4 protein-coding genes are annotated in these 2896 nt (G+C 55.4%); 3 read left to right on the top strand and 1 reads right to left on the bottom strand.

All coding sequences use genetic code 11. The features are described 5' to 3' along the window. Window positions 1-615, bottom strand: a 615-nt coding sequence (locus tag Q0510_RS23815; protein ID WP_298717461.1) for a carboxypeptidase-like regulatory domain-containing protein, incomplete at its 3' end; no start/stop codon positions are given. Between the two features lie 127 nt (window positions 616-742). Here Q0510_RS23815 and Q0510_RS23810 point away from each other — a divergent pair. The 3 genes from Q0510_RS23810 to Q0510_RS23800 all read left to right on the top strand — a co-directional run. Next, window positions 743-967 carry a DUF2905 domain-containing protein gene (locus tag Q0510_RS23810; RefSeq protein WP_298717458.1) on the top strand — a complete coding sequence of 75 codons (225 nt, stop codon included), beginning with the start codon at window positions 743-745 and terminating at the stop codon, window positions 965-967. Between the two features lie 216 nt (window positions 968-1183). Beyond that, complete coding sequence (locus tag Q0510_RS23805) at window positions 1184-2578, top strand: serine hydrolase (RefSeq protein WP_298717455.1); 1395 nt, start codon at window positions 1184-1186, stop codon at window positions 2576-2578. A 171-nt stretch (window positions 2579-2749) separates the two neighbouring features. Continuing rightward, window positions 2750-2896, top strand: a 147-nt coding sequence (locus tag Q0510_RS23800; protein WP_298717464.1) for an SDR family NAD(P)-dependent oxidoreductase, incomplete at its 3' end; no start/stop codon positions are given.

Below are 2896 nucleotides of genomic sequence, written 5' to 3'. Positions count from 1 at the left end.
TTCCGGCCCGGAGAGGACGATGTGAGCGAAGTCCGGCGCGAGTTCGGCAAGCGACCATTTGGCGGAGGTGCCGTCGATGGTGAAGTTGGTGGACGAGGCCAGCTGGCCGGACAGGTTGCTGCCGCTGCTGAGCGGGGAGAGGTCCACCAGCGAGGTGAAGTTCCTGCCGTTCACGGGGAGCTTCTGGATATCGCGGGCGGTAACGGTGGTGGCGGCGCCGAAGTTCTCGCGCTTGTTGCGCAGGGCATTGCCGACCACTTTTACCTCACCGATGTTGACGGTGGAGGATTTGAGGACGATGTTCTGCCGGAGCACGTCGCCCTGGTTGAGGGAATGCCCGCCTTGTTCATAATTGGCGTAGCCGACGTAGCTCACCGTGATGGTGTACGGCCCGCCGAGGGGAAGCTCGCGGAAGTTGTATTCCCCTTTGGTGTTGGTGACGGTGCGGGTGGTGAAGCCGGTGGAATTATTCCGGACCATCACCGAGGCCCCGGGTATCAGCTGTTTGTTTTCGTCGGACACGACCCCGAAAATCGAGGCCTGCGTGGTTTGGGCACGTAGCCCGGAGGTTGCCCAACAGCTCAGGCAAATCAAAATAGAGAGGATGTGTTTCATGCAGCAAGCATTTTTAGTCGAGGTGTGTGATAAATATGAGGTACATAGTAATCCGATACGTTTATACATCAGCGATGGAAAGTTCATTTTCAACGGATAAGCGACAGGGCTTGCTTATCTTTGGATCATGAACCCGCAACTTGGTAAACAACTCATCATCATCGGTCTGATGGTGGTTGCCATCGGAATCGTCCTGTATTTCTTCTCCGACAAACTGCGGTGGTTGGGCAGGTTGCCCGGGGATATCCGGGTGGAGAAGGAGAATGTGCGGTTTTTCTTTCCTGTGACCACCATGCTGCTCGTGAGCCTGGTGATTTCTTTGCTGCTATATCTTTTTCGAAAACTGTTTTAAAGGAAGGCGTTTAGTGCTCATGCCCTTCTTTACATGATAATTTGATTTTCAATTACGTGGTCAGATGGTTTTCAAAACTGGAATATCTCTTGTAAAGATAGCAGAATTCCCCATCCGTCAAAATGAATTTTACCTTAACAGTATGTGTTGTAACGCTTAATACGGTCGCTTCCGTTCTTCACCGAAATTGCCGATATTAGGGTAATACCCTTCCCCATGTTCCGTTACCTGCCAACCCTCTGCTGCCTTTTCGCCGCCCTTTCCGCCGGCGCGCAGTCTTCCGTCCCCTCTGAATTATCATCCCGCATCCCCGCACTCATGCAGCGCGACCGCATCCCGGGGCTCACCGTGGCATATTTCGAAACCGGCAAGCCGGTCTGGGTACAACATTTTGGCGTGGCCGCCAAGGGAACAGGTGCCCCCATTACCGACAGCACCCGCTTCGAAGCCGCGTCGCTTACCAAAGTGGTGACGGCCTACATGGCGCTCCTGCTAACGGGCAGCCACGAGCTCAACCTCGACACCTCTCTGCGCGATTACCTCGGCAACAATTACGATGTAGGTGATGACCCCCGGTTCGCCGGCGTCACTGCCCGGCGGGTGCTTTCGCATTCGGCGGGTTTCCCGAACTGGCGCAGGGATTCCCTGCTGCCGATCCTGTTCACGCCCGGCGAAAAATTCCAGTATTCGGGCGAGGGGTTCGTATTGCTCGCAAAGGTGATGGAAAAGATCAAAGGACGGCCGTTCGCGCAACTGGCGCATGACAGCGTCTTCCTCCCGCTGGGCATGCGCCACAGCAAGATGATGTTCGACACCACGCTTCGGGCCCTGCACGCTCCCCGGCACACCTGGATGGGGAACCAAGGGTATGCGGCTGATTACAGGAACGTGAACGCCGCCGCCAGCATGCGTACCACGGCGAAAGATTACGCCTCCTTCCTGCAGGCGTTCCTTTCAGGATACCGGATCGCGCCCGCCGTTTTCGCGCAGGTGTTCCGGTCTTACAGCTTCCCGGATGCGAAGAAGATGCCCGGTGTTTCGTGGGGCCTCGGCCTGGGGCTCGACAGCTCCGCCACCGGCCGGTACGCCTGGCACTGGGGCGATCAGGGCGACAGCAAGGCCCTGTTTGTTGCGGATATCCGGCATCGCAAGGGCATCGTGTACTTCACCAACAGCGCCAACGGGCTGTCGCCCGCGGCAGATATTCTTTCCACCGGACTCGGCGGCAGCCAGCAGGGCGTCGTAGATTGGGTGGCTTACGGGAAATTCGAAGCGCCGGCAGCGGCGTTCTATACATCCCTGCTGCAGGACGGCGCGGAAAAGGCGTTGCGGGCATATCTCACCACCCGAGAAAACAAAATAGGGGAGGACATGATGAATAGCATCGGGTACGACCTGTTGCGCACCAAAAAGTATGGAGATGCCATCGCGGTGTTCCGGCAAAATTCGGTCGATTACCCGGGGTCGGCGAATGTGTGGGACAGCCTGGCCGAAGCTTACATGGAAAATGGCGAAAAGGAACCCGCCATCGTGAATTACGAAAAATCACTCCGCATGAATCCCGGTAACAGCAACGCGGCGCAGATGTTGAAAAAGCTGCGCGCGCAATAATCATATCCTGATTTTCCGGTTATCTAAACAAAATGTTAATTGATGATGTTGATGATAGTTGTCATGTTTCCGGGGGATGGCTTTCGGTACCTTTGAAATACTTCAAACGAAGCCCCCTTTATCCCGGCCGCTACACCGAAACAGTATTATATCATCATAAAATATTGCATTATGAAGAGATTGGAAAACAAGGTAGCCCTGATTACGGGCGGCGCAGGCAGTATCGGACAGACGACCGCAAAATTATTCCTCGACGAAGGCGCTAAAGTGGTGCTGGTAGACCTGGACAAAGGCGCACTCAAAAAGATCGCCGGCGAC

The sequence above is a fragment of the uncultured Chitinophaga sp. genome (genome assembly GCF_937874145.1).
In the GTDB taxonomy this organism is placed as follows: Bacteria; Bacteroidota; Bacteroidia; order Chitinophagales; family Chitinophagaceae; genus Chitinophaga.
Note: the sequence above shows the minus strand (reverse complement) of the source record. Positions and strands in the feature narration are given on the sequence as shown.